21 protein-coding genes are annotated in these 24,166 nt (G+C 71.6%); 10 read left to right on the forward strand and 11 right to left on the reverse strand.

Annotation, left to right across the window (positions count from 1 at the left end; genetic code table 11):
- Positions 1–123 precede the first annotated feature (123 nt).
- The 3 genes from EIY87_RS27420 to EIY87_RS27430 all read right to left on the reverse strand — a co-directional run bounded on the left by EIY87_RS27420 (position 124) and on the right by EIY87_RS27430 (position 5,890).
- On the reverse strand, positions 124–3,873 hold the full coding sequence (locus tag EIY87_RS27420; protein WP_125312745.1) for an ABC transporter transmembrane domain-containing protein: 3,750 nt from the start codon (positions 3,871–3,873) through the stop codon (positions 124–126).
- 98 nt (positions 3,874–3,971) lie between these two features.
- Positions 3,972–4,853: an ABC transporter permease subunit gene (locus EIY87_RS27425; RefSeq protein ID WP_086856912.1), complete on the reverse strand. Its 882-nt coding sequence runs from the start codon at positions 4,851–4,853 to the stop codon at positions 3,972–3,974.
- Positions 4,853–5,890: an ABC transporter ATP-binding protein gene (locus EIY87_RS27430; RefSeq protein WP_125312746.1), complete on the reverse strand. Its 1,038-nt coding sequence runs from the start codon at positions 5,888–5,890 to the stop codon at positions 4,853–4,855. The genes EIY87_RS27425 and EIY87_RS27430 overlap by 1 nt, the downstream gene beginning before the upstream one ends.
- 483 nt (positions 5,891–6,373) lie before the next feature.
- On the opposite strand from EIY87_RS27430, the gene EIY87_RS27435 reads away from it, so the two are divergent.
- The 3 genes from EIY87_RS27435 to EIY87_RS27445 are packed head-to-tail and all read left to right on the forward strand — an operon-like array spanning position 6,374 to position 9,542.
- A complete protein-coding gene (locus tag EIY87_RS27435) occupies positions 6,374–7,039 on the forward strand; it encodes a response regulator transcription factor (RefSeq protein WP_125312747.1) in 666 nt (221 codons plus the stop codon).
- A complete protein-coding gene (locus EIY87_RS27440) occupies positions 7,032–8,384 on the forward strand; it encodes a sensor histidine kinase (RefSeq protein ID WP_125312748.1) in 1,353 nt (450 codons plus the stop codon). The genes EIY87_RS27435 and EIY87_RS27440 overlap by 8 nt, the downstream gene beginning before the upstream one ends.
- 45 nt (positions 8,385–8,429) lie before the next feature.
- Entirely contained in the window at positions 8,430–9,542 is a 1,113-nt protein-coding gene (locus EIY87_RS27445; protein ID WP_125312749.1) for an acyltransferase family protein, read from the forward strand.
- A 1-nt stretch (position 9,543) separates the two neighbouring features.
- Here the strand turns inward: EIY87_RS27445 and ald are convergent, their stop codons facing one another.
- Positions 9,544–10,659 carry an alanine dehydrogenase gene (ald, locus tag EIY87_RS27450; RefSeq protein ID WP_125312750.1) on the reverse strand — a complete coding sequence of 372 codons (1,116 nt, stop codon included), beginning with the start codon at positions 10,657–10,659 and terminating at the stop codon, positions 9,544–9,546.
- Positions 10,660–10,831: 172 nt separating this feature from the next.
- On the opposite strand from ald, the gene EIY87_RS27455 reads away from it, so the two are divergent.
- Positions 10,832–11,767, forward strand: coding sequence for a zinc-binding dehydrogenase (locus EIY87_RS27455; RefSeq protein ID WP_125312751.1), 936 nt, complete (start codon positions 10,832–10,834; stop codon positions 11,765–11,767).
- Positions 11,768–12,063: 296 nt separating this feature from the next.
- Here the strand turns inward: EIY87_RS27455 and EIY87_RS27460 are convergent, their stop codons facing one another.
- Together EIY87_RS27460 and EIY87_RS27465 are read right to left on the reverse strand one after the other, a co-directional pair.
- Complete coding sequence (locus EIY87_RS27460) at positions 12,064–12,978, reverse strand: zinc metalloprotease (protein ID WP_125312752.1); 915 nt, start codon at positions 12,976–12,978, stop codon at positions 12,064–12,066.
- Positions 12,979–13,141: 163 nt separating this feature from the next.
- Positions 13,142–14,698 (reverse strand): PucR family transcriptional regulator, encoded by a 1,557-nt coding sequence (locus EIY87_RS27465; RefSeq protein ID WP_125312753.1) that lies wholly within the window; start codon positions 14,696–14,698, stop codon positions 13,142–13,144.
- A 50-nt stretch (positions 14,699–14,748) separates the two neighbouring features.
- Between EIY87_RS27465 and EIY87_RS27470 the strand changes: the two genes are divergently transcribed.
- Together EIY87_RS27470 and EIY87_RS27475 are read left to right on the forward strand one after the other, a co-directional pair.
- The gene (locus EIY87_RS27470) at positions 14,749–15,369 is read left to right on the forward strand and encodes a class I SAM-dependent methyltransferase (protein WP_125312754.1); all 621 of its coding nucleotides are present in this window, start codon (positions 14,749–14,751) and stop codon (positions 15,367–15,369) included.
- Between the two features lie 288 nt (positions 15,370–15,657).
- On the forward strand, positions 15,658–16,059 hold the full coding sequence (locus tag EIY87_RS27475; RefSeq protein WP_225440063.1) for a hypothetical protein: 402 nt from the start codon (positions 15,658–15,660) through the stop codon (positions 16,057–16,059).
- A 6-nt stretch (positions 16,060–16,065) separates the two neighbouring features.
- Here the strand turns inward: EIY87_RS27475 and rdmE are convergent, their stop codons facing one another.
- The gene (rdmE, locus tag EIY87_RS27480) at positions 16,066–17,598 is read right to left on the reverse strand and encodes an aklavinone 12-hydroxylase RdmE (RefSeq protein ID WP_125312755.1); all 1,533 of its coding nucleotides are present in this window, start codon (positions 17,596–17,598) and stop codon (positions 16,066–16,068) included.
- Positions 17,599–17,769: 171 nt separating this feature from the next.
- On the opposite strand from rdmE, the gene EIY87_RS27485 reads away from it, so the two are divergent.
- Positions 17,770–19,080, forward strand: coding sequence for a bifunctional o-acetylhomoserine/o-acetylserine sulfhydrylase (locus tag EIY87_RS27485; RefSeq protein ID WP_125312756.1), 1,311 nt, complete (start codon positions 17,770–17,772; stop codon positions 19,078–19,080).
- On the forward strand, positions 19,077–20,192 hold the full coding sequence (metX, locus tag EIY87_RS27490) for a homoserine O-acetyltransferase MetX (RefSeq protein WP_125312757.1): 1,116 nt from the start codon (positions 19,077–19,079) through the stop codon (positions 20,190–20,192). Before EIY87_RS27485 ends, metX begins: the two co-directional genes overlap by 4 nt.
- Here metX and EIY87_RS27495 read toward each other — a convergent pair.
- Positions 20,143–20,400, reverse strand: a complete 258-nt coding sequence (locus tag EIY87_RS27495) for a hypothetical protein (RefSeq protein ID WP_125312758.1) — start codon at positions 20,398–20,400, stop codon at positions 20,143–20,145. The two genes, metX and EIY87_RS27495, sit on opposite strands and share 50 nt — an antisense overlap.
- Before the next feature lie 14 nt (positions 20,401–20,414).
- Positions 20,415–21,293, reverse strand: a complete 879-nt coding sequence (locus EIY87_RS27500) for an AurF N-oxygenase family protein (RefSeq protein ID WP_125312759.1) — start codon at positions 21,291–21,293, stop codon at positions 20,415–20,417.
- A gap of 69 nt (positions 21,294–21,362) precedes the next feature.
- Here EIY87_RS27500 and EIY87_RS27505 point away from each other — a divergent pair, with 69 nt between their 5' ends.
- The gene (locus EIY87_RS27505; protein WP_125312760.1) at positions 21,363–21,992 is read left to right on the forward strand and encodes a TetR/AcrR family transcriptional regulator; all 630 of its coding nucleotides are present in this window, start codon (positions 21,363–21,365) and stop codon (positions 21,990–21,992) included.
- Positions 21,993–21,998: 6 nt separating this feature from the next.
- Here the strand turns inward: EIY87_RS27505 and EIY87_RS27510 are convergent, their stop codons facing one another.
- Both EIY87_RS27510 and EIY87_RS27515 read right to left on the reverse strand, forming a co-directional pair.
- Positions 21,999–22,499: a hypothetical protein gene (locus tag EIY87_RS27510; protein WP_086862767.1), complete on the reverse strand. Its 501-nt coding sequence runs from the start codon at positions 22,497–22,499 to the stop codon at positions 21,999–22,001.
- Positions 22,500–22,545: 46 nt separating this feature from the next.
- Entirely contained in the window at positions 22,546–23,136 is a 591-nt protein-coding gene (locus tag EIY87_RS27515; RefSeq protein ID WP_191984288.1) for an SACE_7040 family transcriptional regulator, read from the reverse strand.
- A 196-nt stretch (positions 23,137–23,332) separates the two neighbouring features.
- Here EIY87_RS27515 and EIY87_RS27520 point away from each other — a divergent pair, with 196 nt between their 5' ends.
- Positions 23,333–24,103: an SGNH/GDSL hydrolase family protein gene (locus EIY87_RS27520; RefSeq protein ID WP_125312761.1), complete on the forward strand. Its 771-nt coding sequence runs from the start codon at positions 23,333–23,335 to the stop codon at positions 24,101–24,103.
- The last annotated feature ends 63 nt before the right edge of the window (positions 24,104–24,166 follow it).

A 24,166-nucleotide genomic window follows, 5' to 3' on the forward strand; every position in this document is an offset into this window, starting at 1 on the left:
CTGTGGGGCTCAGGTGGCTGGTCGGCCGCGCGTGCGGTGTGGGCGGCGGCCGCGGGGCTCGTGGTCGTGAGGCTGCCTCCGTGAGGCTGGGCCGCGCCGACGTGGGCAGGAAAGCGCTTCCGGTCAGCCCAAGGCCCACAACCTCGCGTAGTGACCCTCCGCCGCCAGGAGTTCCTCGTGGGTTCCCGTCTCGACGATGCGGCCGTGGTCCAGGACCACGATGCGGTCCGCGCGGGCCGCGGTCGCGAGGCGGTGGGCCACCACGAACGTCGTGCGGCGGCGGGCGACCGTCTCCGTCGCGCGCAGGACCGCCGCCTCCGTCGAGGGGTCCAGGGCCGCCGTCGCCTCGTCCAGCAGCAGGACGTCCGGGTCCACCAGCTCCGCCCGGGCCAGTGCCACCAGCTGGCGCTGGCCCGCCGACAGGGAGCGGCCGCGTTCGCCGACCGGCTGCAGGAAGCCCGCCGGGAGCGCCGCCACGCCGTCGAAGGCGCCGACCGCGCGGACCGCTGCCTCCACCTCCGCGTCGGAGGCCGACGGGCGGCCGTAGCGGACGTTGTCGGCCACCGTGCCCGAGAACAGGTGGGCCTCCTGCGGGACCACGCCCATCCGGCGGCGCAGGCCGGCCAGCTCGTACTCGCGGACGTCCGTGCCGTCGATGCGGACCTCGCCGCCGGTGACGTCGTAGTAGCGCGCGACCAGCTTCACGACCGTCGACTTCCCGGCGCCGGTCGCGCCGACCAGCGCGATCGTCTCGCCGGCGCCGACGTCCAGCGAGAACTGCTCCAGCGCCTTCGCCTCGACGCCGGTGTAGGAGAAGTCGACGTCCTTGAACGCCACCTCGCCGCGCAGCCGGTCCGGCACCGCGACGGAACGCTCGGCGGCCGGGACCGACGTCGGCGTGCGCAGCAGGTCGCCGATGCGGCCGAGACCGACCCGGGCCTGCTGGTAGCCGTCGAACACCGACGAAAGCTGCTGGATCGGTGAGAAGAACTGCTGCAGGTACAGCAGGAACGCCAGCAGCACACCGGCCGACAGCGTGCCCGCCGCGACGCGGTTCGCGCCTGCCACCAGCACCGTCGTGGTCGCCAGGTCGGACAGCAGCGCCACCAGCGGGAAGTACGTGGCGACGTAGCGCTGGGCCCGCAGCCGCGAGCGCCGGTACGAGTCGCTCAGCGAGGCGAACGCCTCCGCGGAACGGTCTTCGCGCGAGTACGCCTGTGTGACGCGCAGCCCGCTGACGTTCTCCTGCATGTCCGCGTTGACGACGCTGACCCGCTCGCGGGCCTCGTTGTACGCCTTCGACGCCGCCCGCCGGAAGATCACCGTGGCCACCGCCAGCACCGGCACCATCGCGAGCGCGAACAGCGCCAGCCCGGCGTCGGTGACCAGCAGCGCGACCGCGATCCCGGCCAGCGTCAGCGCGCTGACCACCGCCGTCGCGAGCCCGGTCTGCAGGAACGTCGAGAGCGCGTCGACGTCCGTGGTCATCCGGGTCATGATCTTCCCGGACAGCTCCCGCTCGTAGTAGTCGAGCCCGAGCCGCTGCAGGTGCGCGTAGCTGCGGACGCGCAGCGAGTACAGCACCGTCTCGCCGACCCGCGAGGTCAGCCGGGTCTGCGCGAACACGACCAGCCAATCGGCCGCGATCACCAGCGCGCCGATGCCTGCCGCCAGCCAGACCAGCCACTCGACGCCGGTGCGGACGCCGTGGTCGACCCCGAACTGGTACAGCGACGGCAGCGCGATCGACGCCAGCGCGTCCGCCGCCACCAGCCCGATCACCACCGCCAGGGGCCAGCGGACCGGCCGCAGCAGCCGCGCCAGCCGGAAGCCGGGGTCGGGGGCCGTGACGTCCACATCGGACAGCCGCGGCTCGTCGACGGCCGGCGGCAGCGCCCGCACGCCCTCGATCAGTTCCGGCGTCGGCGGCAGGTCGAGGCCGGCGCCGCCGCGGCCGACGAAGCCGCTGCTGTTCGGGTCGCCGCTGCGCAGGCGCGCCGCGTCGGCCAGCTCGTCGACCTCGTCGCGCTCCTCGTCGCGCGGCCACAGCGCCGGCGTGACCCCGGCCGGCCCGAGATCCAGGCCCTCGCACCGGTGCTTCTCCTCGACGCCGTCGCCCGGGCCCGCGATCAGCTCGCGGAACAGCGGGCAGCGCGCCATCAGCTCGGCCTCGGTGCCGACGTCGACGACGTGGCCGTCGTCCAGCACCGCGATCCGGTCGGCCAGCGCCAGTGTCGAGCGGCGGTGCGCGATCAGCAGCGTCGTCCGGCTCGCCGTGACCGCACGCAAGGTGTCGTAGATCGCCGCCTCCGTGACGGTGTCGATCGCGGAGGTGGCGTCGTCGAGGATCAGGATCCGCGGGTCGGTGATCAGCGCCCTGGCCAGTCCGAGCCGCTGCCGCTGACCGCCCGAGAGCGTCAGCCCGCGTTCGCCGACCAGCGTCTCGTAGCCCTCCGGCAGCGCGCGGATGAACTCGTCCGCCTCCGCGGCGCGCGCGGCCGCGAAGACCTCCTCGTCGCTCGCGTCCGGCCTGCCGTACGCGATGTTGTCCCGGATCGTCGTGGAGAACAGGAACGCTTCTTCGAACACGACGCCGATCGCCTGGCGCAGCTGCCGCATCGGCACGTCCCGGACGTCGAGCCCGCCGACGCGCACCGCGCCCGCGTGCACGTCGTAGAACCGCGGCAGCAGCAGCGAGATCGTGGACTTCCCGGAGCCTGCGGTGCCGACCAGCGCGAGGGTCTCGCCCGGGTGCGCGGTGACCGAAAGCCCGTTCAGCACCGGTTCACTGCGCGTGTACCCGAAGCGGACGGCGTCGAGCTCCACGCCCAGCGGGCCGTCCGGCAGCGGCCGCGCGTCCGGCGCGTCGGTGACCTCCGGTTGCGCGTCGATCAGCTCGTACACGCGCTCGGCGCCCGCGCGGGTCAGCTGGGCCTGCACGACCAGGCTGGACAGCATCCGCGCCGGCCCGACCAGCGTCGCGAGGTAGGTCGCGAAGGCGAGGAACGTGCCGAGCGTGATGGCCCCGTTCATGGCGAGGACGCCGCCGATGCCGAGCACCGCGACCTGGCCGGCGGCGGGCAGGGACGCGGTCGTCGCCGTCGGTACCGCGGACAGCTTCGCCGCGCGAAGCCGCTCCGCGAACAACTTGCGCGCGGTCGCTTGCAGCCGCCCGACTTCCCGCGCCTCCTGGCCGAAACCCTTGACCACGCGGACGCCGGTGACGGTCTCCTCGACCTGCTGCGCGACGTCGCCCGCGCGCTGCTGCGCCGACCACGTCGCCGGGAAGAGCCGCTTGCGGCCGCGCGCCACGATGATCCCGACCGCCGGCGTGACGACCAGCGCGATCAGCGTCAGCACCGGGGACAGCCACAGCATCGCCGCGAACGAAAGCAGCGCGAAGAGCACCGAACCGAAGGACACCGGGATCTGCATCAGGATCCCGGTGACCAGCTGCAGGTCGGAGATCGCGCGCGAGACGATCTGGCCGGTGCGCATCGCGTCCTGCTTGCCGCCGTCCAGCCGCGAAACCGCGTTGAAGACCCGCTGCCGCAGGTCGTGCTGGACGCCGAGGGCGAGCTTCCCGCCGACGTACCGGCGCACGAACGCGGTGCCGAAGGCCACCAGCTGCAAAGAGATCAAGAAGGCGGCGACCGCGGGCAGCCCGCCCGTCCGCCCCGCCACCGCGTCGTCCACCGCCGTGCGCACCAGCAGCGGGCTCACGGCCTGCACGCCGACGCTGAAGACGGCGGCGGTCAGCGACAGCACGACGAGCGCGCGGTGCTCCCACGCCGCGGCGGACAGCCGTCGGACCCAGCCGGCTGTCCCGGCTGGTGGGAGCTCTTGACGGGAGCGGGGCGGAGCGGTGGTCACGTCAGGACAGTAAGCGCGGCCACCGACAATTTATTTCCGCGAACGCCGTGAAGGCCACCTCGGGCACGCCGGGGTGGCCTTCACGAACGAGTGAAAAACTAGGTGATGTCGCGCTTCTGGTTGCCCAGCCAGCCGAGGCCGAAGAAGAGCATGGTCCAGGCGAAGAAGATCAGCGCCGACGCCCACCACGAGATCACGCCGGGCGCGCCCGCCGCGAGCTGCAGGCCCAGCTGCGACCAGTGGTCGACCCCGCCGGGCAGGTTGAGCGTGTTGATCCCGAACGCGTCCGCCGCGATCCCGCCCACGATCCCGTTGGCGGTGCCGTTCGGCAGGATCCCGCCCAGGATGTCGACCGGCCCCCACAACGCGATGACCAGCACGTTCTCCACGATCAGGAACCACACCAGGAACAGCACGACGGCCAGCGGCACGCTGCGCAGCACCGCGCCGAACCCGATGCCGAACAACGTCACCAGCACCGACGCCAGGATCGTCCCGCCGAGCGCGGCCAGCCACTGGCCCGCACTGGGCCACCGGCCGGAGTCCACCGAAGCCATCACCGCGACCGCCGAGACGCCGAAGCTCACGAGGCCGTAGATCGCGCCCCACGCCACGTAGGTCAGCATCTTCGCGGTCAGCGCCGCGATCCGGTTCGGCGCGGTCAGGAACGTCGTCGTGATCGTCTTGCTGCGGTACTCGCCGGCCAGCGCGAAGACCCCGAACAGGCCGGGGATCAGCTGCGCGATGTTCACGCCGTGCGCGAACGCCAGCAACCCGACCGGCAGCTTGCTCGCGTCCAGGCCGACCGCGCCCGCGACCTCGCGGGCATCGCTCGAACCGATGAAGTCCGCGAAGTCGTTGGTGATCTTGCCCCAGACGAACGTCAGCCAGAACGCCACCAGCGCCAGCGGGATCAGCAGCACCCACCAGGTGTTCAGCGACAGCGTCTTGCGGAACTCCGCCTTGATCAGGTTGCCCATCACTGCTGCGGTCCTCCCCAGTGCTGCTGCTGGTGCTGCGGGCCCGAAGGCGGGTACTGCTGCGGCGGGTAACCGGGCGGCGGCCCCTGGTACTGCGGCTGCTGCGGCGGCGGGTAACCCGGCGCCCCCGTGTACTGGGCCTGCGTCAGCTGGAAGAACATCCGCTCCAGGTCGGCGTGGTCCTCCTGCATCCCGTAGACCGCGATCCCGGCCTTCGCGGCGATGTCACCGATCTGCTGGACGGTCGACCCGGCGACCGCCACCCGGCCGTCCGGCGTCGGCGAAACCCCGGTGATGCCGTTCTCCTGCAACGCCTTCACGAGCGCCGACGGGTCCGCCGGCTGCACCAGCACCCGCGACTGCTGGCTCTTGCGCAGCTGCTCCAGCGGGCCGTAGTAGCGCGTGACACCCTGGCTGATGATCACCACCTGGTCGATCAGCTGCTCGACCTCGTTCAGCAGGTGGCTCGACACCAGCACCGTCCGCCGCTGCTCCCGCGCGTAGGACCGCAGGAAGTTCCGCAGCCACAGGATGCCCTCGGGGTCGAGCCCGTTCGTCGGCTCGTCCAGCACCAGCACCTGCGGGTCGCCGAGCAGCGCGGTCGCGAGCGCCAGCCGCTGCCGCATGCCGAGCGAGAACCCGCCCGCCTTCCGGTCCGCGGCACTGCCCAGACCCACCAGGCCGAGCACCTCGTCCGCCCGCCGATCCGGCACGCCGATCGCCGCCGCGTAGACCCGAAGGTGGTTGCGGGCCGTCCGGCCCGGGTGAAAACCTTCGTTTTCCAGCACCGACCCGACCACCCGCGCCGGATTCCCCAGCTGCGAGTGCGGCCGCCCGTTGATCGTCGCCATCCCCGACGTGGGCGTCACCAACCCGAGCAGCATGCGCAACGTCGTCGTCTTCCCGGCGCCGTTCGGGCCCAGGAAGCCCGTCACCGACCCCGGTTCGACCGTGAAGCTGAGGTTCTGCACCGCGTTCACCGCGCCGAACTGCTTGCTCAGGTTCTGCACCACAATCCGGCCACTGCCGTCGTGCATACCGTCCCCTAACGTTCCCCGCTGATGCGGCGTCATCCTGCCCTACCGGTGCCGCTCGCGCGCACGGAACTCCCGAACCCGGACGGAGCGACGTTCGTCACGTTCCGCAACCGGCGAGCGTCGTGACCTGAGGATTTCCGGGACACGGCAGATCAACTTGGTAAAGAATTCGTTCGACTTGCCGACCCGGTGCAGCGAACTCGTGCAAAGACCTCTAAGCTAGGTATCGGCGACCCGCTCCCAGTGACCCCCAGGCTGGTTGAGCGGGTCGCCCCTTCGTCTCTGCTTCGGGCTTCGCCCCTTCGCTCGACTTTGTCCTCTTGCCCGGGGGCCGAGCCCCCGGAGCCCCCACGGTGCGGCGCGCGCCGGTCCCAGCGTGGTCTTGGGGTGGTCCCGTGGGTGCCGTCTGTGCCGGTTCCGCGTGGTTCCCTGGTGGTCCCGTCGGGTGGGTTGGTGGGGCTTGTTGTGTGGCATCGTTGCGCGATGCGGATCTTGCTCGTCGAGGATGAGCGGCGGCTGGCCGAGGCGCTGCGGGCCGGGTTGGGTGCTGAGGGGTATGCCGTTGATGTCGCGCACAACGGGCGGGACGCGCTTTGGCTGGCGGGGGAACATCCCTATGCCGCGATCGTGCTGGACATCATGTTGCCCGGGTTGAACGGGTATCGCGTCTGCCGGCGGCTGCGGGAGCGGGGGGACAGTACGCCGATTCTCATGCTCACCGCCAAGGACGGGGAGGATGACGAGATCGAGGCGCTCGATACCGGGGCCGACGACTTCCTGCCCAAGCCGTTCTCCTACGGGGTGCTGTTGTCGCGGTTGCGGGCGCTTATCCGGCGGGGTGGTGCTACCCGGCCGGGGGTGCTGCGGTTGGGGGACCTCGAGCTCGATCAGGCTGGGCGGACCTGTCGGCGGGGTGGGGTCGACGTTGCGCTCACCACCAAGGAGTTCGCGCTGCTCGCCTACCTCATGCAGCGGCCGGGGCAGGTGGTGGGCAAGGCCGAGTTGCTCGACAACCTGTGGGACTTCGCTTCGTCTGCTACTGCCAACCTCGTCGAGGTGCACGTCAGCGCCTTGCGGCGCAAGCTCGGTGCCGAGACCATCCGGACTGTTCGTGGGGCTGGGTACCACGTGGTGAGCGCGGGTGCCTAGGTTCTTCCGCTCGACCCGCTTCCGTGTCGCGGTTACGGCTTTCGCCGCCTCGGCCGTGGCGCTCGGGGCGGTCGCCGTGTGGTTCGTGCTCCAGGCGGAAAGCCGCCTCCGGAATACCGCCGCCCAGCTCGCCGACGCCCACGCCGACGCGATCGTCCAGCTGCTGAACACCGGTGCCGCGCCTGGCGACTTGACGCTGCTGGTGCGGGATTCGATCTACGAGGTCGTCGACCGCGCGGGCGCGTCCGTTGCGTCCTGTCCGGTGCTGCGCGGAGGCAGCCTTACAGTGTACGACACCGACGTCACCTTGCGGCCGTACGAGTTCGACCGCGCCGACGTCCGGTCGGTGGGGTGTGCTCCCGAGCTGCGTGGGCTCGATGACGATCTGACGCTGCACGTCGTGCACGCCACCAGTGGTGACAGCAGGTATCAGGTCTACGCCGGTGCGCAGCTCGATCCCGAGGGGCAGGCGGCTGTCGACTCGGTCCGGACCGTGCTCACGTTCGGGGTTCCCGCGGTCGCGGTGCTCATCGGCGTCATCGCCTGGCTCGCCGTGCGGCGGTCGCTGCGGCCGGTCGAGGCCATCCGCGGCGAGGTCGCCGAGATCGGCGCGCACGACCTCGGCCGCCGGGTGCCCGCCCCGCGCAGCGGTGACGAGATCGCGCGGCTGGCCGGGACGATGAACGACATGCTCGCCCGGCTCGACGAAGCCGTCACGCGGCAGAGCCGCTTCACCTCCGACGCCTCGCACGAGCTGCGCACTCCGCTCGCGTCGCTGCGGGCGCAGCTCGAAGTCCTGCTCGCGCACCCGGACCGGCTCGACTGGCGGCACGCCTGCGAGAACGCGCTGCTCGACGTCACCCGGCTGCAGGACCTCGTCGCCGACCTCGTGCTGCTCGGCAAGCTCGACCACGCCGGCCCCGACCGCCTCGAACCCGTGCCGCTGTCCGAAGTGGCCGAAGCCGTCGCGGCCGGGCGCGCCGAGGTCGAGGTGCGCGGGGCACCGGTGGTGCGCGGGCAGCGGTCGCGGCTCGAACGGCTCCTGCGCAACCTCGTCGACAACGCGCGGCGGCACGCCGTGTCCCGGGTCGTCGTCGAGGTGTCCGCTGTGGACGGATGGGCGGTGCTGGCGGTCACCGACGACGGCCCCGGCGTCCCCGAGGCGGACCGCCGGCGCGTGTTCGACCGGTTCGTCCGCCTCGACGACGCCCGCGCCCGCGACGACGGCGGGTCAGGCCTGGGCCTGGCGATCGTCGCGGACATCGCGCGGGCTCACGGCGGCACGGCCGAGGTCGAAGCCGGGAGCCGGTTCGTCGTCCGCCTCCCGGAGCTGAAGACGTCTTAAGCCGGCTTCAGGCTCGGTTCAGCGTGCGAGATCGACGCTGCCGTCATGATCATCTCTTGGCGGCCCCTCGACCACGCCGCGTACCGGTCGGCGTCGTGGTTCCCCGGCCTGACCGGCCTGCGCGCGCTCGCGGCGCTGGCCGTCGTGTTCTTCCACTACGGCGGCCCGGTGGTCGACCGGCTGCAGGGCTGGATCGCCGTCCAGCTGTTCTTCGTGCTGTCCGGCTTCCTCATCACGACGCTGGCGTTGCGCGAAGAGGACCGCACGGGCCGGATTTCGTTGCGGGACTTCTCCGTCCGCCGGGTTTTCCGGATCCTGCCGGTGTACTTCCTCCTGCTCGGCCTGACGGCGCTGGCGGTGACGCTCGCCGGGACGTACGGGAGCAGCCGGCTCGCCGACGCGATGCCGTACTACCTGACCTTCCTGAACGAGGTCGTCGACTTCAACACGCCGTACCCGACGTCGTGGTCGCTGGGCGTGGAGGAGAAGTTCTACCTCGCCTGGCCCGCGCTGCTCGTGCTGACGTCGTTCGCGAAGACCGGCAAGACCGCGCTGCGCCTGCTGATCGGCGCCGGCGCGGTCGGGTTCGTGCTCGGCGTCCTGCCGCTCGCGCCCGCGCACCAGTGGGCGAGCCTGTCCGTGCACTACGGCTCGCTGGTCGTCGGCTGCGTGCTCGCGCTGGCGCTGCACCACCCGCGCGGGTTCGCGGTGCTGTGCCCGTTGACCAGCCCGGCCGCGGCGGTGCTGGTGGCGCTCGGGTTCGGCGCGCTGCAGCTGTCGGTCAAGCCGCTGGGACGGGCGTTCGGCGGGAACTGGCAGTTCGTTGTCCCGGTCTACGCGGTGGGGGCGGCGCTTCTGCTCGTCGCGGTGGTGTCCGCGGGCCCGGTCCGGCGCGTGCTTTCGAGCCGGGTGCTGACGTTCATCGGTGACCGGTCCTACGCGCTCTACCTGGCCCAGACGGGCGCGGCGGGCGTGACCGGGCTGCTGTTCCCGACCGGGCTGGGCAAAGCGGTCGCGACTTCCGCCGTCGCGCTGCTCTTCGCGTGCGGTCTGCGGAAGTGGGTCGAGCTGCCGGCCATCGCGTACGGGCGCCGGCTGCTGCGAAAAGGGGAGCGGGCCCCTGCCGTGGAACGACAGGGACCCGCTCGGGTGGGATAGGTCAGGCGAGGACGGTGTCCAGCGGCGTGTGCACCAGGTCGTGGGCCACCGCGACCGGGCCGTTGGTCAGCGCGCCGGCGTGCGTGTTGAGGCCCTTCGCGAGCGCGGCGTCGGCCTGCAGCGCGGCCTTCCAGCCGTGCTCGGCCAGCTGTACAGCGTAAGGCAGCGTGACGTTGGTGAGGCCGTAGGTCGACGTGCGGGGCACCGCGCCCGGCATGTTCGCGACGCAGTAGAAGACGGACTCGTGCACGGTGTAAGTCGGGTCGTCGTGCGTGGTCGGGCGCGAGTCGGCGAAGCAGCCGCCCTGGTCGATCGCGATGTCGACGAGCACGCTGCCGGCCTTCATCCGGGACACGAGGTCGTTCGAGACCAGCTTCGGCGCCTTCGCACCCGGGACCAGCACCGCGCCGATGACCAGGTCGGCCTGCAGCACGGACTCCTCGACCGACAGGCGGTTCGACGTCACCGTGCGGATGCGGCCGCCGAAGTCGTTGTCGATCTGGCGGAGGCGGTCGACGTTGGTGTCCAGGATCTCGACGTCCGAGCCGAGGCCCAGCGCGACGCGGGCGGCGTTGAGGCCGGCCACGCCGCCGCCGATGACTACGACGCGCGCCGGGTGCACGCCGGGGATGCCGCCGGGCAGGACACCGCGCCCGCCGCTGGGCTTCATCAGCGAGAACGCGCCGACCTGCGGGGCCAGCCGGCCCGCGACCTCGGACATCGGGGCGAGCAGCGGGAGGGCGCCGTTGGCGGTCTGCACCGTCTCGTAGGCGATCGCGGTGGTGCCGGCGGCCAGCAGCGCGTCGGTCAGCGGCCGGTCGGCGGCGATGTGCAGGTAGGTGAAGAGGACCTGGTCGGCGCGCAGTCGCGGGTACTCCTCGGCGATCGGCTCCTTGACCTTGAGGACGAGCTCGCCCTCGGCCCAGGTCTCCTCGGCGGTGGCGAGGATCTTCGCGCCGGCGGCGACGTACTCCTCGTCGGCGATGGACGACCCGGTGCCCGCGCCGGTCTCGACGAAGACGTCGTGCCCGCGCCCGACCAGCTCGTGCACGCCGGCCGGGGTCAGCGCGACCCGGTACTCGTGCTTCTTGATCTCACGGGGAACGGCGATACGCACGGTCGGCCTCCTGGGTCGGTCTGCGTCGAAAATCGGTGCGGTGTTGCCACTCACGGTGAGCCACCCGGACGGCGGTGTCATCGTGCTATGCGGACATTTCTTCGCGGCTTTCGTGGTGCTCGGCGGACAACACCGTTGACTTCGACTTCACTTGAAGTTGCACCGTGGGCGCATGAGAGCTGTTTGGTTGCGCGAGTTCGGCGGCCCGGAGGTGCTCGTCCCGGGGGACGCGCCGGATCCCGTCCCCGGGCCCGGTCAGGTGCTGGTGGAAGTGGCCTTCGCGAACACCACGTTCGTCGAGACGCAGTTCCGGGCGGGCGCGCCCGGGCCGTTCCGGGCGGAGCCGCCGCTGATCCCCGGCAACGGCGTCGGCGGGGTGATCAGCGCGGTCGGCGAAGGGGTGGACCCGGGACTGGCCGGCCAGCGGGTGGTGACGTCGACCGGCGGCTCCGGCGGCTACGCCCAGCGCGTCGCGGTGGACGCGGCCGCGGTGTTCGCGGTCCCGCCGTCCCTGGAACTCGACGCGGCGGTGGCGGTCCTCGCGGACGGCCGCACCGCGACCGGCTTGGTGCATGCCACCAGGGTGCGCCCGGGCGATCGAGTCCTGGTCGAGGCGGCGGCGGGCGGCGTCGGCGGCCTGCTGGTCCAGCTGGCGAAGGCGGCGGGAGCATCCGTGACCGGCGCGGCGGGCGGCCCGGCGAAGGTGTCCCGGGTCCGCGGCGCCGACGCCGTCGTCGACTACCTGTCCCCGGACTGGACGGCATCGGTGGGCGAGGTCGACGTGGTCTTCGACGGCGTGGGCGGCGCGATCGGCGCGGCCGCGTTCGGCCTGCTGCGCCGAGGCGGCCGAATGGCGGTCTACGGCCTGGCGAGCGGCTCGTGGGCGGAAGTGTCCGAAGAGGACGCCGAGGCGCGCGGAGTCTCGCTGGTGCGCTCGATCGGCGGCGCGGCGGAGCTGCGCGCGTTCACGGAGTCGGCACTGGCGGAGGCGGCGGCGGGACGGCTGGTGCCGGTGATCGGCCAGCGCTTCCCGCTGGAGAAGGCCGCGGACGCGCACGCGGCGATCGAATCCCGGACCACGGTGGGAAAGACGTTGCTGGTCGCGTGAGCGAGCTGTTCCCCGCCCGGCAGCTGGCGTTCCCCGGTTTTCCGGCCGCCGCAACCCGATCACCGCGCCCCACCCTTCCCTGGGGGACGAGCCCCGCTCAGTCTATCGCCGGGCCCTGACAGTCCGGCGGTTTCGCGGGCTGCGCGGCCGAGTTGTCCACATCGGCCGGGGGTTGTGGACAGTTCGGCGGCGAGAGCGGCGTGCAGGCCGCGAAAGTCGAAGCCGCCGTGACTTCGCCGGCTGAGGGGCACCCTCGTGGACGCAAAGCCATGAAGGTGCCCCTCGGCAACCGAACGTCAGCCGCGGTAAGCGGACCAGGAGCTGTTCATCCGCGTGCCCTGGCCCGCGGTGAATTCGTACATGCACCCGTCGTAGCTGTAGTCCATGAAGTTGTGCACCGGGTCCTTGCCCGTCGACGTGCAGGTGTCCTTGTTCGTCGGGCACCCGGACGTCGCCGTCGCCTCGGCCGGGGTGTCGGAGACGTAGTCGCCCGAACCGGAGCAGCCGCCCTGGAACGTGTGGTAGAGGCCCATCCAGTGGCCGACCTCGTGGGTGGCCGTGTCGCCCTCGTTGTAGTTCGTCGCCGAGCGGCCCGGGAGGGACTCGTCGAGGATGACCACGCCGTCCATCTTGGGCTGGGAGTTGTAGTTCCAGGGGAACGTCGCCCAGCCGAGGAGGTCGTCGCCGAGGTTGGCGGTGTAGATGTTCAGCGCGTTCTTGCCGCCCTTGCGCAGCGCGTTCTTCATGTTGCGCTCGGCGGACGTGCCGTCGGTGATGCCGTTGTACCAGGTGGAGTTGTTCGTGTAGTCGGTGCTCACGAGCGAGAAGCTGAAGCCGCTCGAAGCGTACGCGCTGTTCAGCACCGAGATCTGCTTGGTGATCGTCGACGACGGCAGGTTGCCGGTCGAACCGCTCGTGATCACGTGGAAGTACACCGGGATCGAGACGGCCGCCGCGGCCTTGAACGACGTGCGCTTGCCCGCGAGCTTGCTCTGCATGTCCGCCTCGACGCGGGCCGCTTCCGCCGGGGACAGGCTGTCGGCGTGGCCGTCCTTGCTGCGGTCCGCGGCGTGCGTGGGCGTGAAGCAGTCGGCGGACGGCGCCGCGACCGCGCTGCCGGTGGTGGTGCCCGGGACGACCAGGGCGACCAGGGAGAGCGCGGACACCGCGCCCAGCTTGACGGCCCTGCGCAACCGCTCCGAACTGCTCATGGACACTCCTCTGCGACGACCCGGCGACCCCGGGTGATGCAGAGAAAAGTGCGTCAAGCGATCACCCGAATCCACCACCTTTCGGCTGGAAAACACAATCCGGACGATCGGCGCGATCCATGCGGAGCAACGCATGCGTCGGGTACTGGGCCGAACGGCGCAATCAGCTCCAGCGCAGTGCCACCAGCTGGATGAGCAGCGCCAGCCGGACGTCGGGGTCGTCGAGGTCCAGCGGGACCAGCTCCAGGAGCTTCCGCATCCGGTACCGCAGGGTGTTCGGGTGGATCCGCAGCTCCCGCGCCGCCGCGCGCGGGTCGCCGGGGTGGCGCAGCCATTCGTAGAGCGTCTCGACGTAGCCGGCCTTGCCCGTCTCGTCGTGCGCGCGCAGGGCGCCCAGCGGGCCGAGTTCGGCGACCTTCGCCCCGGCCGCCGCCGTCGCGCCGCGGTGCAGCGTCAACGCCGTCCAGGCTTCGTCGAACGTGATCACGCGCTCGCGGAGCAGCTCCGCGCGCAGTAGGCCGAGGGCTTCGTCGGCCTGGTCCCGCGACGCCGAGAGGTCGCCGATCTCGCCGGGCGCGCCCGCCGCGGCGCGCGGAGCACCGGTGCGACGAGACGGTCCCGTCGCGACGAGAGCCTGGCGCAGTTCCGCCCAGCCGCCGGGGCCCGGCCGGTCCGGGACCACGGCGTAGAGCAGCCCGCCCAGCTCGGTCGCCACCGGACGGCTGCCGATGCCCTGGGAGATCCGTTCGAGCAGGGCGAGCCGCAGGCCTTCGGCGTCGCGCCCGTCGCCGCCGGTGACCTCGATGACGACCACGCGGTGCGGCTCGTCGGACAGGTCCAGCTCCGCCATCGCCTTGCGCGGGTTCGCCCGGCCTTCGAGCACCCCGCGCAGCAGTTCCGCGGACGCGCGGCGCTGCGCGTCGGTGTGCGCGCGGCGCCGCAGCAGGTGCAGCGCGACGACCGGGGCGGCGTCGGCGAACGCGGCCGCGCGCTCGTCGGACACCGGCCCGGCGACCACCGCCCACATCGACCCGAGCAGCTCGCCGCCCATCCGGATCGGCACGATCAGCCGCGGCAGCGTGCCGTCGCGCTGCGCCGGGACGAAGATCGTCTGCCGGCCGCGGGACAGCTCGCGGAACACCCCGCGCGAGCGGAACCGCGCGAGGACGTCGTCGGGGATGCGGCGGCCCATGATCGTGGCGACGCGCGCGGGGTCGGTGAGGTCCTGGCGCGCGGAGTAGGCGAGCACGCGCGAGTTGGTGTCCTCGATGGTCACCGGCGCGTCCACGACGGACGCGACCGCGTCGGCGAGCCGGAAGAGGTCGCCGGAGCCGGGGTCGAGGTCTTCGGACTCGTCGGCGAGGGCGTCCAGGACCGTCCGCAACAGCCAGACGAGCTGCGCCCACGACGTCGCCGCGTGCACCTGCACCAGCGCGATCCCGCTCGCCTTCGCGGCCCGCTTCACCGGCGGCTTCGCAGCGAACGGCGGCTTGAGCAGCACGGCGGCGGCGCCCTGCGCGGCGCTCTGCCGCACCAGTTCTGCGGCGTCTTCGGGACCGGTCGTGGCGACGCCGAGCACAAGGTCCCCGGCCGACAGCGTGACCGCGCCGCCGGGCTCGGCGATGACGACGTCGGCGACCGCGGGGGAGTCGTCGGGCACCTGGAGCGCGTGGAGCAGCGTCGGCCCCACCCGGTCGACCACGCTGCGCACCGAGACCACGGGATCATTCTGGCCGAGAAACCGGTGGACGGCTCGGTAGGGTCGACGAGGTGAGCGAAGCCCGGCGGATCGTCGAATCCGGCTACGACAGCTCGGCGGAGCGGTACCTGGAGTGGAGCGCCCGCATCGAAGACGACCCGCGGATGCGCTTCCTGGGCGAGCTGACCGGCCGGCTCCCCGACGGCTCCCGCGTGCTGGACCTCGGGTGCGGCGCCGGTGTCCCCTGCACGGCGGTGCTGGCCGAACGCCACGACGTCGTCGGCGTCGACCTCTCCGCGACGCAGCTCGAACTGGCGCGGCGCAACGTCCCCGGTGGACGGTTCGAGAAGGGCGACATGACCGCGGTGTCCTTTCCCGACGGCAGCTTCGACGCGGTCACGGCGTTCTACTCCGTGCTGCACGTGCCTCGCGAGGAACAGGGCGCGCTCTTCGCGCGGATCGCCGGCTGGCTGCGCCCCGGCGGCTGGTTCCTGGCCGCGCTCGGCTGCAGCGAAGCGAACGGAGTCGAAGCAGACTGGCTGGGCACGCCGATGTTCTTCAGCAGCCACGCGCCTGCGGTTAACCGGCGTTTACTCGAAGCCGCGGGCTTCACGCTCGAGGTGGACGAGCCGGTGACGATCCAGGAACCGGAAGGGCCGGCGCGGTTCCACTGGGTGCTCGGCAGGCGGTGAGCCGGCAGGCGTTCAGGGGGTCAGCGCTCCACCGGAACACGTCTCCGCGCTCGCATTTCGCTCACCGCGCTCCTGGCTGTTTCCGGAAATGGCGGACCGAAAGACAGCCGAAAATTCCTGTCGCGACCGTCGGGTGGCCGAAAAGAACTGTCCGTCCGGCAGTGAATCTCCTTGCGGCACAACGGCATACCCCGGTGGAAGCGCCGCTTGATCTTGTGGCATTCTCTCGCGCCTGTCCGCGGAGACGGCTCGGGAAAGCGTGAGGTGATCGGCTTGTACGGACGTGACGTGGCGGAATGGAAAAAGATGATCGCGGCCGGGCGGACGATCCTGATCGCCAGGGCGGTGGCGGACCGGACCACGTCGTACGGCGAATTCGCGGCCGCGCTCGTGCGCGCCACGGGCGTCGCCGGGTTCGACTTCACGACCGGTGCCGGCCGCGCGAGCATGGCGTACCTGCTCGACCGCATCTCCGAGGCGGCGTACGCGGAGTCGGGCGGCCGGCTGCTCGGCGCGCTCGTCCGCAACCTCGGCGCGGACGACGCCGGACCCGGCTTCTACCGGCTCGCGAGCCGGAAGGGCCTGGCGGTGCCGCGCACCCGCGGCGGCCGCCAGGCGTTCTGGGCTCAGCACGTGCGGGAACTGCACGAGCACTTCGCCGGCGTCGCCCACCGGCCGGCCGCGGGTTAACGGCGGCTAACGCGACAGCACCGCGTCGAGCACGCGCTGCAGTTCGGCTCCCGGGTCCTCGACGGGCTCCGGGGCCCGCCACGCCACGATCCCGTCCGGCCGCACGAGCGACGCCCCGCCCCGCGAAAGGCCGTAGCGCGAAGCGAACACGGCGTCCTCGACGGCGTGGCAGTCGATGCCGGCGGCCGCCGCGGCCGGGGTCCACGCCGCGGCGTCACCCGCGCAGAGCAGCACCCACGACCGGCCCAGCAGGTCCAAAGTGGACTCCAGGCCCGGCGCCCGGAACCCGGGCCGCCCGGTCGGCGCGTGCACGTCCTCGACGCGCGCGCCGTCGTCCGGCTCCTCGGACAGGACGGCCGTCGAGCGGTAGCGGAAGCCGAGGAGGATGCCCAGCGGGTCCTCCGCCGGGGTGATCCCGGAAACGTCGAGGCCGGGGTGCATGCGCTGCTTCATGTTGTGCAGCGACGTGTCGATGACCATCCGCGCGATCGGCCGGCGCTCGGCTTCGTAGGTGTCGAGCAGCGCCGGACCCGCTTCGCCGCGCAGCACCGCGGCGAGCTTCCACGCGATGTCCGCGGCGTCGCCCACCGCTGTGTTGCCGCCCATCCCGCCGGTCGGCGGCGTCACCTTCGCCGCGTCGCCGACCAGGAAGACCCGCCCGTCGCGGAACCGGTCGGCCAGCCGCGCGGCGACCTCCCAGGAGCCGGTCCAGACGATTTCCGGTTCGAGATCGGGCAGGTCGGTGGCGGTGCGGATCATCGCGACCAGCCGCTCCGGGGTGAAGTCCGCCGGGCTTTCGCCCTTCTCCGGGAAGTAGTCCGGCGCGAAGACGTACCGGTCCGGCGTGTCGGTGTTGACCAGCCCGGCCGTGAATTCGGGGTGCTGCAGGTAGAACAGGTCGGTCACCCCGGCCTGCACGCGGTCGCCGAGGTCGGCGTCGAACACCACGCCGAGGCAGTGGCTCAGCGCGTCCATCCCGGTGGTCCCGATGCCGAGCCGGGCCCGGACGCCGCTGCGGCCGCCGTCCGCCGCGACGACGTAGTCCGCGCGCACCACCGTCTCCTCGCCCGAATCGCGGTGCCGCAGCGTCGCGGTGACGCCGTCGCCGTCCGGTGCCAGTTCGACCAGTTCCGTGCGGAAGCGGACCCGTGCGCCCGCCTTCTCCGCGTGCGCCAGCAGGATCGGCTCGACGACGTCCTGCCCGGCCATCCCGGCGGGCAGCGTGGTCGACGCCGAGACGTCGAACTCGCTGCCGTCCTCGATGATGCGGTGCAGCACGCGGCCGGCCAGGCTGGTCGCGACGGTGATCCGCAGCCCCTGCGACGCGCGCTGGCTCACCGCCAGCACTTCGCGGTCGATGCCCGCCCAGTGGAACAGCTCCATCGTGCGCCAGTTCTGCCCCGCGGCCCGCGAGTGGACCGACGTCCCGGCGTGCCGTTCGACGGTCAGCACGTCCACTCCGGCCTGCGCGAGGAACAGTGACGCCGACAGCCCGCCCAGCCCGGCCCCCACGACCAGCACTTGCACCCGTTCCGTCATGACTACCTCCATGCCTGTGAATCTCCCTGTCCAAGTATCTTAGCCACAGAGATATTAGTTTGCCAAGCCGGTGGTACTCCCAGGGCGTGGGAACGGTTGGGTGCTCCGTTCGGCCCAAGTAGCTTCGGGCTGGCAGTCCCCCGGAAGCCATTGAGCCGCAAGGAGAAACCGATGAGCGCGGACGACACCTCGGCGTGGTCCTTCGAGACCAAGCAGATCCACGCGGGCGCCGCGCCGGACCCGGCGACCGGCGCGCGGGCGACCCCGATCTACCAGACGACGTCGTACGTCTTCCGCGACAGCCAGCACGGCGCCGACCTGTTCAGCCTCGCCGAGCCCGGCAACATCTACACGCGGATCATGAACCCGACCCAGGACGTGCTGGAGCAGCGGCTCGCGGCGCTCGAAGGCGGTGTCGCGGCGCTGGCGTTCGCGTCCGGCTCGGCCGCGACCACGGCGGCGATCCTCAACCTCGCGGGCGCGGGCGACCACTTCGTCTCCAGCCCGTCGCTCTACGGCGGCACCTACAACCTCTTCCACTACACGCTGCCGAAGCTCGGCGTCGAGGTCACCTTCATCGACGACCAGGACGACCTGGAGCAGTGGCGCGCCGCCGTCCGGCCGAACACGAAGCTGTTCTTCGCCGAGACGCTGGCCAACCCGGGCAGCAACGTCCTCGACATCCGGGGCGTCGCCGACGTCGCGCACGAGGCCGGCGTCCCGCTCGTCGTCGACAACACGGTGCCGACGCCGTACCTGCTGCGCCCGATCGAGCACGGCGCCGACGTCGTCGTGCACTCCGCGACGAAGTACCTCGGCGGCCACGGCACGACGGTGGCCGGCGTCCTGGTCGACGGCGGCACCTTCGACTTCGGCAAGAACCCGGAGAAGTTCCCCGGCTTCACCGAGCCGGACCCGAGCTACCACGGCCTCAAGTACTGGGAGGCGCTCGGCCCGGGTGCGTACGCGGCCAAGGCGCGCGTCCAGATCCTGCGCGACACCGGCGCGGCGATCTCGCCATTGAACAGCTTCCTGATCCTGCAGGGCATCGAGACGCTGTCGCTGCGCCTCGAGCGGCACGTCTCGAACGCGCAGGCGCTGGCCGAGTGGCTGGAGCAGCGCGACGAGGTCGAGAAGGTGTACTACGCCGGCCTGCCGTCCAGCCCGTTCTACTCCGCCGCGCAGAAGTACCTGCCGCGCGGTGCGGGCGCGGTCCTGTCGTTCGACCTGCGCGGTGGCGTCGAGGCGGGCCGCAAGTTCGTCGACGGCACCGAACTGCACAGCCAGCTGGTGAACATCGGCGACGTCCGCAGCCTGATCGTGCACCCGGCGTCGACCACCCACAGCCAGCTCAGCCCGGAAGAGCAGCTCTCCAGCGGCGTCACGCCCGGCCTGGTCCGGCTCGCCGTCGGGCTGGAGGGGATCGAGGACCTCAAGGCAGACCTGGAGGCCGGATTCCGGGCGGCCAAGGCGGAACTGTGACGGTTGACCCCGTCACCGGGGCCTGGCGGATCGGTGATCCGCCAGGCCGCCGTCAGTTCGTCACCGGCCCCGGCGCGCTCGCGCTGGAGGCCGGTGGCGTGCTGCCGTCCTTCACGCTCGCGTACGAGACGTGGGGGACGCTGAACTCCAGTGCCTCCAACGCTGTTCTCGTCGAGCACGCGCTGACCGGCGACAGCCACGCGGCCGGCCCGGTCGAGCCCGGGCACCCGAACGCGGGCTGGTGGGACGCGCTGATCGGGCCGGGGAAGGCTTTGGACACCGACGAATACTTCGTCGTGGTGCCGAACGTGCTGGGCGGCTGCCAGGGTTCCACCGGCCCGTCGTCGGACTTCGACGGCAGGCCGTGGGGCAGCCGGTTCCCGGTCGTGACGGTGCGGGACCAGGTGGCGGCGGAGGCGGTGCTGGCCGACCACCTGGGCATCGACCGCTGGGCGGCCGTCGTCGGCGGCTCCATGGGCGGGATGCGCGCGCTCGAATGGGCGGTTTCGCTGCCCGGGCGGGTGGCTTCGGTGCTGGTGCTGGCTTCCACCGCGCGCGCGTCGGCCGAGCAGATCGCCTGGGCGGCCCCGCAGCTGCACGCGATCCGCAGCGACCCGCACTTCCACGGCGGCGACTACTACTCGGCGCCCGCCGGGCCGGTGGCCGGGCTCGGCATCGCGCGCCGGATCGCGCACGTCACCTACCGCAGCGAGCCGGAGCTGGCCCAGCGGTTCGGCCGGACCCACCAGGGCGACGAGGACCCGTTGCGCGGCGGGCGGTTCGCCGTCGAGTCCTATTTGGACCACCACGCCGACAAGCTGGTGCGCCGCTTCGACGCGAACAGCTACGTCGTGCTCACGGAGTCGATGAACACCCACGACGTCGGCCGTGACCGCGGTGGGGTGGCGGGCGCGCTGAGCCGGGTGACGGCCCGCGCGGTCATCGGCGGTGTCGACAGCGACCGGCTCTACCCGCTGTACCAGTCGGCGGAAATCGCTTCCGGGATACCGGGAACCGCGGAGCCGTCGGTGGTTTCGTCACCGTACGGCCACGATTCGTTCCTCATCGAGTCCGGTCAGATCGCTTCCCTGGTGAAGGCGCTGCTGGGGTAGTCACCCGCTCTCCCAGGCGCACCAAGGTGTCCGCGACCCGCCGGGACGTCTGGGCCGCGTAGTCGCCGAGCCGTTCCGCGGCGCGGTCGGACAGCTTGGCCACCCGCCAGGCGACGTCGTCCGCGCGGTCGCCGGCCTCGTCGCCCGCGGTGGCGATGCGGTCGGCGAGCCTGCCGGTGCCCGCGGCGAGCAAGTCCTTGAGCGCCATGGCTTTCCCTTCGTCTAGAGCATCCCCGCGCGGCGCCACAGCACCGCGCTCGGGCCGCCGATCAGGTCGTTCTCCTGGAGGAACCGGACGAGCTTCCGGGCCCCGAAGGCCAGCGTCGCCCGCCGGTGCGGGCTCGTCCGCGCGGCGGCCACCGCGACGCCGGGGTCGATCCCCGCGCGCAGGTACTGCCGCGGCCGGGACAGCAGCCGTGACATCAGCAGCGCGCCGATCGCGACCACCACCCGGGCGAACTCCTTGCGCCACCAGGGCGCCGCGGCCAGCGAGCGGACCAGGTCGTCCCGCGCGTACCGGACGTGCCGGGCCTCCTCGGTCACGTGGATCCGCATCACCGCGCGCACCACCGGCTGCACCGTTTCGTCGTCGAGGTGCTCGCGCTGCAGCGCGTCGAAGATCTCTTCCCCGATCAGCGTCGCCACCCACATCGCCGGGCCGTGCAGGATCGACGGCAGCGCCTGCGCGGACCGCTGCAGCCAGCGGTTGTTGCGGTACGGCCGCCCGTCGACGTGCTCGATCAGCCGGGCGAACATCGTGGAGTGCCGGCATTCGTCGGCGACCTCGGTCAGCGCGTAGTGCACGTGCCGGGTCGTCGGGTCCTGGTGGTAGGACGCGCGCAGCAGCATCTGCATGAGGATCAGCTCGAACCAGATCCCGACGCTGACGGTGTTCACCAGTTCCTGGCGCGACAGCTCGATCCGCTGCGCGCGGCTGAGCGCGTCCCACACCGGCGTGCCGTAGAGCGAGACGAGCTTTTCGGGGATGAAGAACCGGTCCTCGTCGAGCGGCGCGTCCCAGTGGACGTCGACGTCCGGGTCGTAGGAGAGCCGGGCGCTCGAGCGGAGCAGCCGTTCGGCGGTGGCTTCGCGGTCACCCATGCTGGCCTCCCTGTGTCGTGTAACACTAGAACGCATGAAACAATCTCCGTCAAGATGTAAAGTCGGGGCATGCGCGACCTCCTGAAGCACGCGCTCGAAGCCGAACTGCCCGGCGACGAGACCTCCGAACGGATCATGGGCGCGGCGCTCACCCAGGCCGAGGACTTCGGTCTGCGCCGGTTCACCGTCGACGACGTCGCGCGCCGCGTCGGGCTGTCGCGGGTGACGATCTACCGGTACTTCCCGAAGAAGGACCAGCTGCTGGGCGCGCTGATCCTGCGGGAGATGAAGCGGTTCCTGACGAAGGTCGACGCCGTCGTCGAGGCGCAGGCCACCCCGGAGGAGAAGCTCATCGAGGGGTTGAGCTTCTCCCTGGGGTACCTGCGCGGCCACCGGCTGCTCAACCGGCTGCTGCGCACCGAGCCGGAGCTGATCCTGCCGCACCTGACGGTCCAGGCCGGCGGCCTGTTCGCGGCCGCGCGTGCCCGGATCGCGGCGCACTTCCACGCGGAGATCGCCGCCGGGCGGCTCAGCCTGCCCGCCGAGGACATCGACGGGATGGCCGAGCTGCTGATCCGCATCGTGGTGTCGCTGGTGCTGACGCCGGACACGGTCCTGCCGGTCGACGACGACGTCCAGCGCCGCCGGCTCGCGGAGCTCTACCTCGCCCCGATCGTGCGGTCGCTGCGGCCGGCGTAGGGGCCCCTAGTCCGACACCGCTTCCGAGATCCAGGGAGCCACCGGCAGGTCGCGGTCCAGGCACTCCACCGACAGCCGGATCGTCCAGCGCAGCGCCTGCAGCACGAGGCTGTCGACCTCGTCCGGCGCCGCGTTGGCCAGTGCGATCTCCACCTGCTCCTGCGCCGCCTCCGTGTTGCCGTGCACCTCCGCCAGCAGCGTGCGCACGGCCGTCCGGACCGGCGGATCGGCCTGGTCGATCGAGACCTCTTCGCCGTCCTCGTCGAAGACCTGGACCTTGACCGGCGCGCTGCCGCCGTCGCCGAGGGTGGCGACCATCGTGCTGCACTCGCCGAACAGCAGCAGCATCAGCGCCTTGGTCTCGTCCGCGCGGGCCTGCGGCTCGGCGGCCGTCGGCGCGACCTCGACGAGGGCTTCCGCGTCGTCGCCGAGGCTCAGCGCGGTCAGTGCGCGCTGTGCCTTCTCGACGAGCTTTTGCTCGTTCCAGTCCGCTTCCACGTGCCCCATCAAACACCAGCCGCGCCGGTTGTGGGGATACCTTGATCCGGGACGGTCATCCCACCGCGCGAAGGGCACCCAGCGCGAGCCGCGCGAGCAGTTCGGCGAGTTCGCTGTCACCGAGATGGCGGTTGTACGGGGTCGAGTTGATCAAGCCGAACACGGCGTGTGCCGCCGAGCGCGCCTGCCGTTCTCCCAGCCCCGGCATGGCTTCCCGGATCGCGCGGACCCACACCTCGACGTACTGGCGCTGCAGCGCGCGCACCTGCTTGCGGTCGGCGTCGGTGAGGTTCGCGAGGTTGCGCTCCTGCACGGTGATCAGCGCCGGGTGCGTGAGCGCGAAGCCGACGTGGAACGCCACGAGCCCGGCCAGCGTGTCGTCCGGCGTGCCGGGCCGGGCCGCCCACTTCGTGCCGCCGTCGAGCAGGTAGCGGCTGATCGAGTGCAGCATCTCGCCGAGGATCGCGTCCTTGCTGCGGAAGTGCCGGTAGAGCGCCGGGCCGGAGATGCCGACCGCGGCCCCGATGTCGTCGATGCCCACGCCGTGGAAGCCGTGGTGGGCGAACAGCTCGGCGGCCGCGGACATGATCTGTTCGCGTCTGTTCGCCTTCTCGCCGTTCACGAGCGGGGTGGAGTTGGCCGGCATCTGGCCATATTAAGGCCCGAGGTTAGCGACCGCTAACACCCGTTCCATCCTTCCGACGTGGGCCGAGTGGGTTACCTACGGGTAACTAGGGGTTCCTTGTGGAGCCTCCACCTGCTGTCCTATTCGGGCTGGCCCTGTCACAAAGGAGTGACCCATGGCTGTTCCCACCCGTAAGTTACGGCGATCCCTTCTACGGTTGAGCACGGCCCTGGGGGCCGTTGTCCTTGCTTCTCTCGGCGTGACGGGCCTCGCCCAGGCCGCCGGGACCGTGTACGCCGCGGTCGGCGACTCCTACTCCTCGGGGGTCGGAGCCGGCAGCTACGGCAGTTCCGGGAGCTGTTACCGCAGCTCGAAGGCGTACCCGCAACTGTGGGCCAACGCCCACAGCGGCACCTCGTTCACGTTCCTGGCCTGCTCCGGCGCCAAGACCGGCGACGTGATCAACCAGGCGAACTCCATCCCGTCCAACGCGACCCTGGTCACCGTCACCGTCGGCGGCAACGACGCCGGCTTCAGCGACGTGATCCAGACCTGCACGCTCGGCAGCGACTCGGACTGCACCAACCGCGTCAACACGGCGAAGACCTACGTCAACAACACGCTGCCGGCGTTGCTGACCAACACCTACAACGCGATCAAGGCCAAGGCGCCGGGCGCGAAGCTCGTCGTCCTGTCCTACCCGCGCTTCTACACCGTGCCCGGCTCCTGCTGGGTCGGGCTGAGCGACACCAAGCGCACGGCGATCAACTCCGGCGCGGACACGCTGGCGTCGGTCATCCAGTCGCGCGCGTCCTCGGCGGGCGCGACGTTCGTCGACGTCCGGCCGTCGTTCGTCGGGCACAACATCTGCTCGTCGGCCGACGACTACCTGCACAGCCTGACCTGGCCGGTGATCGAGTCGTACCACCCGACCGTGGCCGGACAGTCCGGCGGTTACTACACGCCGCTGCGCGCCGCGATCGGCTGATCTCCCCGCGAGTTCGTGAAGGCCACCTTGCGGAAGCACAACTTCCGCAAGGTGGCCTTCACG

It is taken from the genome of Amycolatopsis eburnea, from assembly GCF_003937945.1.
GTDB lineage: Bacteria > Actinomycetota > Actinomycetes > Mycobacteriales > Pseudonocardiaceae > Amycolatopsis > Amycolatopsis eburnea.